This is a genomic window from Leifsonia sp. NCR5, from assembly GCF_002105485.1.
GTDB lineage: Bacteria > Actinomycetota > Actinomycetes > Actinomycetales > Microbacteriaceae > Leifsonia.
Genome location: NZ_NCSR01000006.1, coordinates 169873 through 177241, shown reverse-complemented (window position 1 = coordinate 177241; position 7369 = coordinate 169873). Strand labels below are relative to the sequence as shown.

General features: G+C 67.7%; 7 protein-coding genes. 5 read left to right on the top strand and 2 right to left on the bottom strand.

All coding sequences use genetic code 11. The features are described 5' to 3' along the window. The coding region (locus B7438_RS07620; RefSeq protein WP_256921911.1) for a CaiB/BaiF CoA-transferase family protein at window positions 1-1175 on the bottom strand (1175 nt) is incomplete at its 3' end. Window positions 1176-1233: 58 nt separating this feature from the next. Then, complete coding sequence (locus B7438_RS07615) at window positions 1234-2349, bottom strand: LacI family DNA-binding transcriptional regulator (protein ID WP_256921913.1); 1116 nt, start codon at window positions 2347-2349, stop codon at window positions 1234-1236. A 255-nt stretch (window positions 2350-2604) separates the two neighbouring features. Here B7438_RS07615 and B7438_RS07610 point away from each other — a divergent pair, with 255 nt between their 5' ends. The 5 genes from B7438_RS07610 (at window position 2605) to B7438_RS07590 (ending at window position 7366) form a co-directional block, all read left to right on the top strand. Continuing rightward, window positions 2605-3972 (top strand): ABC transporter substrate-binding protein, encoded by a 1368-nt coding sequence (locus B7438_RS07610; RefSeq protein ID WP_085368930.1) that lies wholly within the window; start codon window positions 2605-2607, stop codon window positions 3970-3972. A 4-nt stretch (window positions 3973-3976) separates the two neighbouring features. After that, the gene (locus B7438_RS07605; RefSeq protein WP_210723966.1) at window positions 3977-4900 is read left to right on the top strand and encodes a carbohydrate ABC transporter permease; all 924 of its coding nucleotides are present in this window, start codon (window positions 3977-3979) and stop codon (window positions 4898-4900) included. Continuing rightward, window positions 4897-5793 carry a carbohydrate ABC transporter permease gene (locus B7438_RS07600; protein WP_210723965.1) on the top strand — a complete coding sequence of 299 codons (897 nt, stop codon included), beginning with the start codon at window positions 4897-4899 and terminating at the stop codon, window positions 5791-5793. Before B7438_RS07605 ends, B7438_RS07600 begins: the two co-directional genes overlap by 4 nt. A 36-nt stretch (window positions 5794-5829) precedes the next feature. Next, window positions 5830-6864 carry a DUF2804 domain-containing protein gene (locus tag B7438_RS07595; RefSeq protein WP_085368929.1) on the top strand — a complete coding sequence of 345 codons (1035 nt, stop codon included), beginning with the start codon at window positions 5830-5832 and terminating at the stop codon, window positions 6862-6864. Between the two features lie 175 nt (window positions 6865-7039). Beyond that, on the top strand, window positions 7040-7366 hold the full coding sequence (locus B7438_RS07590) for a hypothetical protein (protein WP_143465700.1): 327 nt from the start codon (window positions 7040-7042) through the stop codon (window positions 7364-7366). Window positions 7367-7369: the final 3 nt, after the last annotated feature.

Genomic DNA, 7369 nt, shown 5'->3' with positions numbered 1-7369 from the left:
GCGGGGAGCCAGTCGGCGTCGGCGTGCTGGCCGAGGCCGGGCGCGGTGCGGCCGGGCCGAGGAGGCGAACCGGCCAGGTGGATGGGGTTGGCCGGCTGGCGGCCGCCGACCTCGCCCCGGTCGTCGACCAGCTGCTGCACCGGATGCGCGCCGAGGCTCTCCGCGAGCGCCACGGCCTCGGTGATCGTGTTGACCAGCCCGGCCGGCACGTCCCTGGCGTCGAGGCGCTGTTTCCAGTGCGCGGCCGGAGCGGTGCGGAGGACGGACTCGAGTTCGCGGCGGAGTGCATCCCGGTGGCCGACGCGCTGCGCGTTGCTGCGGAAACGCTCGTCGGCGGCGAGGTCGGGGCGGCCCAGCTCGTCGGCGAGGGCGGCAAACTGGCGGTCGTTGCCGACCGCGATGACGAGCTCGCGGTCCTGGCAGGCGAACAGCTCGTACGGGGCGATGCTCGGGTGCGCGTTGCCGAGACGCCCTGGGTCGATGCCGGTGGCGAGCGCGCCCGACGCCTGGTTGGTGAGGGCGGCGAGCAGGGTGCTGAGGAGGTCGACGTCGAGATGGTCGCCGAGTCCGGTCGTCTCGCGGGTGCGGAGGGCGAGCAGGATGCCCGAGAAGGCGTTGAGCCCGGTGAGCACGTCGACGAGGGCCACGCCCGCTTTGGTCGGAGGTCCGTCTGCCGCGCCGGTCACGCTCATCAGACCGCCGACCGCCTGCACGAGCAGGTCGTAGCCGGGGAGGTCGCTTCCCGGTCCGAACCCGGTGATCGAGCAGTAGACGACACCGGGGTTAGCCGCGCGGACGGCGGCGTCGCCGAGGCCGAACCGCTCCATCGTCCCCGGGAGGAAGTTCTCGATCACCACATCGGCGGTGTGCGCGAGGCGGCGGGCGGTGGCGAGGCCCTGCGGGGTGCGCAGGTCGCAGACGGCGGAGCGCTTGGAGCGGTTCACGCCGGAGAAGTACGTGGAGTCGCCGTGCTCGTCGGTGGGCGGAAGCCAGCGGCGGGTGTCGTCGCCGAGCGGGCTCTCGATCTTGACGACGTCCGCGCCGAAGTCGGCCAGCATCATGGTCGCGTACGGGCCGGCCAGGATGCGCGTGAAGTCGGCGACCCGGATGCCCGCGAGCGGTGCCCCGGGGAGTGGCACCCCGGCGAGTGGCATCGGCGGCTCGTGGTGCGTCATGCGTGCATCCAATCAGACATCCTTGTCTTATTGCAACGTGGAAATATTTATGGGACACTCAGCCGACCGCGGTGGACTCCCTGCGCACGAGGCTGTACGGCGCGTGGTCGGTGCGCGGCTCGGCCTCCGGCTCGTCGAGGCGCCGCAACATGGCGACGATCGCCAGCCGGGCGATCTCGTGCAGGTCGGGGGAGATGGTGGTCAGCGACGGGGCGGAGAACGCGGCCTCCGCGGTGTTGTCCCAGCCGACCACCGCGATGTCGCCCGGCACGGAGATGCCCGCCTCGCGGAACGCCCGCAACGCGCCGATGGCGAGAAGGTCGTTGGCGCACACCAGCCCGTCCAGGCCGCCGAGGGGGTTGGATGCGCCGGATGCGCCGCCCGCGCCACCAGCACCCAGCCGCTCGATCAACTCCTTCGTGCGCTCGTAGCCTTCCTCGCGCGAGTAGTCGCCGTCCGGGCTCGACTGGTCCCAGCGCGACACCGTGACGATGTGCGCCGGGTCCGCAGTGAGTCCTGCTTCGTCGAGGGCTTTCTGGAAGCCCCGGATGCGGAGGTCGGCCGGGGCCGCGCCGATCGTTCCGACTTTCACGTTTCCGAGGAAGCCGAGGGTGCGCCTGCCGCTTTCGATGAGGCACATCGTCGCGTCGTAGCTGGAGCGGACGTTGTCGACGACGACGCTGTCGATCCGCTCGCTGCGGAAGCGCTCGCCGAGGAGGACCAGCGGGGTCGAGCCGCGCTCCGCCTCGAAGCGTTCGAGGTCGATCGAGAGGGGGCTGAACAGGATCCCGTCGGTGAGGATCGTGCGGAATCCGGCCGCCACGCGCAGCTCCCGCTCGAGCAGGCCCCTGGTCTCGTCGATCACCACGTCGTAGCCGAACCGTTCCGCCTCGGTGACGACGGCGTGGGCGAGCTGGGCGAAGTACGGGTGGGAGACGAACGGCACGGACAGGGTGAGCAGGTTGCTCCGTCCGCTGCGCAGTTGCCTGGCCGCCAGCTGCGGGCGGTAGCCGATCTCGGCGATCGCCGCTTCGACCTTCGTGCGGGTCGCCTCGCTGATGTACTTGTGCCCGTTGACGACGTTCGAGACCGTGCGGTACGAGACGCCGGCGAGCGCGGCCACGTCTTTGATCGTGGGTGCTCCCGATCGTCGGCCCGGTGTCTGCTCGTCCATACTGGTCACGGTCACATCGTAGGGGAGCAGATTGTTGCAACGTTGACACATTTGCATGTTTCCACGTTGCAATATTTTGGAATGTCTGCTTGAGTGTCTCTGCAGAGCAGCTCGCCACACCCCCGGCGCCAGCTCTCCGGCATTCACATTCCGGCCGGAGCACCGTTTCGCACACCACATCGAGGCACCCCCTCCTCGAAGCGCCCAGCGGCCACCGACCACGAACATCCATTCAACGACGAGGAGATGATCTGTATGACAGCAGGCACCCAACGGCGGCCGAAACGGCTGCTGGCAGTCGCAGGAGCTGCGGCACTCAGCCTGATCGCACTCACCGCGTGCACCGGGACCAGCGAAGCGCCCGCCGCGGACGGCGGAGGCATCGGAACGGCCAAGAAGCACGTCAAGATCACGATGATGTCGAACGACGCGTTCGCACAGCAGTGGCAGGACCAGCTGGTCCCCGAGTTCAACAAAGAGTTCCCGTACATCGACGTCACCATCGACGCCGTGCCGTACACCGAACTGCTCGCGAAGGGCCTGCTCAACGGCACGGACCCCGAGCCCCAGTACGACCTCATCACGCTCGACGACCCGTGGACGCCGCAGCTGGCGAACGCCGGGGTGCTGCTCGACCTCAAGAACGACGCGAAGCAGTGGACGGACAAGGCGTACGACTGGGCCGACTTCAACGCGGCGCCCCTCGCATCCAGTGAGTGGGACGGCAAGCAGTACGGCGTCCCGCTGCGCTCCAACATGCTGCTGATGTTCTACAACAAGGCGCTGTACGCGAAGGCCGGTCTCGCAGAGCCCACCCCCGAGCTCACCTGGGACCAGTACCTGAAGGAGGCTCCGTCGCTGGTGCAGGACACCGACGGAGACGGCAAGGTCGACTCGTGGGCGGTCGGGCTCACCTGGATGCGTGGAGTGCTCTCCCCGCCGGTCTGGCAGGCCGTCCTCAACTCCAACGGAGGCGCTCTGTTCGACAAGAACATGAAGCCGACGTTCGACACCAAGGAAGGCGCTGCCGCGTTGCAGACGCAGGTCGACCTGCTCAAGTACGCGCCTCCCGGAGCGACGAACTACAACTACACCGAGCCCCTGGATGCGTTCCGCCAGGGCAAGGTCGCCTCCATCTTCACCTGGGGCAGCGCGTACAAGAGCGCCGCCGTCGACCCGGCCGTCACGAAGCTGACGCCGGACCAGGTGGGCATCCAGACGATGCCGGCCGGTTCGGACGGGCCGAGCACGCACCGCGGCATCTGGAGCGGTTCGGTCTTCAAGAACTCCACGCACCCGGAGGCGGCCTGGACGTTCCTGCAGTGGATGACGTCGAAGAAGGGCGAGGTCTGGACGACCAACACCCTCGGATCGTTCCCCGCCCGCAAGTCGACGCTCGCGACCACCCCCGAGCAGGCGTGGCTCTCCCCGGTCTTCACGACCATCCAGAGCGCGTACGACGTGGCGGAGAAGGGCCAGATGTGGCGGCCCCGCAGCCCGGAGTCGAACGCGATCCAGGAGGTCCTCGCCGACCAGACGAGTGCAGCCGTCCAAGGCCAGGCGTCGTCGGAGGACGCGCTGAAGAAGGCCACGGATCAGATCAACAAACTCCTGAAGAAGTAGGAACATGACGGTCGAACTCACGAGACAGCGTGTGGACCGCGCTCGTCGCGTCTCGCGGATGCGGGACATCTTCAGCAGATGGACGTTCATGCTGCCGGCAACGGTGCTCCTCGCCGCTGTCCTCGCATATCCATTGCTCTACACGCTGCAGATCAGCTTCTCGAAGTTCGACCTCGCAACGTTCTCACCGACCGAATGGGTCGGTCTCGAGAACTACACGGCTGCACTGCAGAACGAGACGTTCCAGAACTCCCTGGTCGTCACCGGCATCTACCTGGTGCTCGCTCTTCCGCTGCAGATCGTGCTCGGTTTCGGGATCGCCTATCTGATGAACGCCGAGTGGAGAGGGCGTGGCATCGTCCGCGCCCTCTTCCTCATCCCGATGGTCGTGGCCCCCGTCGTCTCCGGCGGGATCTGGAAGATGATCCTCGACCCGCTCTGGGGTGTGGTCGGGTGGTTCCTCGGCCTGTTCGGGATCCCGCCGATCGACTGGTTCGGCAACGCGACCATGTCGATGATCAGCGTGGTTCTCATCGACACCTGGCGCTCCGTGCCGTTCGTCGCCCTGATCGCCGCCGCCGCGCTGCTCGCGCTGCCGAAGGACGTGTTCGAGGCGGCCAAGGTGGACGGGGCCAACTGGTGGCAGACGCTCAAATCGGTCAGCCTCCCCATGCTGGGCCCGATCATCGCCGCGACCTTCGTGGTGCGCTGGCTGGGGGCGGTGAAGATGTTCGACATCATCCTCGCGACCACGAACGGCGGCCCGGGGGAGGCGACGAACGTCGTCAACCTCTTCATCTATCAACAGGCGTTCCGATTGCTCAAGTTCAGCGAGTCGTCGGCGATGGCGGTGATCGTGCTCGTCATCACGATGATCCTCACGTTCGTGTTCCTGCTGGGCAGCAAGAAACTGGAGGACAGACTGTGACCACGATCACCAGGGACAGGGAGAGTCTCAGGGAGCAGACGAAGCAGCCCAAGACCTCCGCCATCGTCCGGCGACGCCGCAGCGAGCGAGCCCGCATCTGGTCGGGCGTCATCATCTGCGCGCTCTTCCTGCTTCCGCTGCTCTGGATGCTCCTCACCTCGTTCAAGCAGCAGAGGGACATCTTCACCACCCCGCCGACGATCTTCTTCGATCCGACGCTCAACCAGTACGTGCAGGCGTTCGTGCAGGGCGGCCTCGGCCCGAAGATGATCAACACGATCATCGTGGCGGGCGGGGCGGGCATCCTGTCGCTGGTCGCCGGAGCGATGGCCGGCTACGCGCTCTCCCGCCTGAAGATCAAGGGCGCGGCCACGATCGGCGTGCTGATCCTTGCGTCACGCGGTGTTCCGCCGATCGCCCTGGCCGTGCCGATGTTCCTCGTGGCCCGCACGCTCGGGATCACGGACACGCACATCACGCTGATCCTCGCGTACTGCTCGTTCGTCATCCCGTACGTGATGTGGCTGATGCGCGGGTTCTTCCTCGCGCTGCCCAAGGAGCTGGAGGAGTCGGCGATGATCGACGGCTGCTCCCGGATGGGCGCCTTCTTCCGGATCATCGTGCCGATCTCCGCGCCCGGACTCATCTCCACCTTCATCTTCAGCATCATCCTGGCCTGGGAGGAGCTCCTCTTCGCCCTGGTGCTGACCAATCGCAAGGCCACGACGCTCCCCGTCGCCATCGCCGGGATGGCGGGCGACACGGAGCACGGCGCCAACTGGGGAGCGCTGTCCGCAGCCGGCATGCTCACGGTCGTGCCCGTCGTGATCCTCGCCCTCCTCGTCCAGAAGTGGCTGATCCGCGGCCTCGCCGACGGCGCCACGAAGGGCTGATCCCATGAACGACGACAGACAGAAAGGCCGGAACGAGTGAGGCTACCTCTCAAACAGGTGGAGCCCGGTGGCGAGAGCGTCATCGAGCGCGAGATCACCGAGACGACGGAGCTGTGCCTCCCATCGGGCAAGCTGAACCCGGCGGCGGTCGGCTGGACGCGCAGGGCGCTGCACAGGACGGGGTTGCCGGGCTGGGGGCGCAACAAGCGCTTCGAGTACTGGGCCATCGTCACGCCGACGTCGATCGTCACGATGAACATCTCGCACCACGACTACCGCGCGAACGTCTCCGTCACCCACCTCGACCGCGCCACGTACACCGAGATCCGGCAGGGTGGGAACACCTGGTTCCCCGGAGCGGGCGGGATGCGCGACGAGACCAATCGCGAGCCGATGGAGGGCAGCCGCAACGACGTGCTGGTCAGGATGACGCCGCGCGGGGTGAACACCGTGCTGCACGCCGAGTCTGCGCGCATCTCGGTCGACCTGCGCATCATCGGCGAACCGGATCACGAGTCGATGGGCGTCGTCGTCCCGTGGAGCGACCGCGTCTTCCAATACACGAAGAAGGACAACTGCCTGCGCGCGCAGGGCGTGATCGTCGTGGACGGCGTCACCCACCACATCGAGCCGGACGAGTCGTACGCCGTGCACGACCGCGGTCGTGGCCGCTGGCCCTACTTCACCTTCTGGAACTGGGGAGCAGGCAACGGCCTGAGCGCGGACGGGCGGGAGCTCGGGCTGCAGTTCGGCGGCAAGTGGACGGACGGAACCCCGTCGACCGAGAACTGGATCCGCGTCGACGGCCGCCTGCACAAGATCAGCTCGCACCTCGACTGGCGCTACGACCCGACGGCGTGGCTGCGGCCCTGGACCCTCACCGGTCCCGGCGTGGAGGTCACCTTCACCCCGGAACACCACTCCCGGCACGTGTTCGACCGCTGGATCGTGATGAGCAGGGCGGACAGCTGTTTCGGCCACTACTCCGGGCGGATCACGCTCGAGACCGGCGAGGTCGTCGAGTTCGCGGATGTCTTCGGCCACGTCGAGGAGGTCGAACGCCGCTGGTGACGCACCTCACCCGGGCCTTCGGGCCCGCACCGACCGCTCCGGACGCCACTGCGTAGGTCCACTTCCGCAGCCGGAGCCGAGCGGGGCGCTGTACCGATATGCGGCGCCCCGCTCACCACAGCACCACAGCACCACCTTCACAGCACCACCACCCGCACCGATCGGAGACCGCACCATGTCAGTGAAGACCACGCGCCAGACTCCCGCCGTGCTCCGCGTCAGCGACGCAGCACTCGCCATCGCCTCTCCCCGCTCCGGCGACGACCAGGGTGGATGCTCGGCCTGGCTGAGCGGGCCCGCCGGTTCCGGCACCGCCCGCATCCTGCGCCTGGAGGGCGACGCCCCGCATCCGGACATGATCGTGGTCGACTACGCGTCGTCCGGCGGCCTGCACAGCAGGACCTGGGTGCTGCACAGCGTGATCGGCGAGCTCGGCGTCTTCACGCTGCTCGCCGAGTCTCCGACATCGTTCCCGGCCAGGGCGCACGCGCTCATCGGCTGAGCA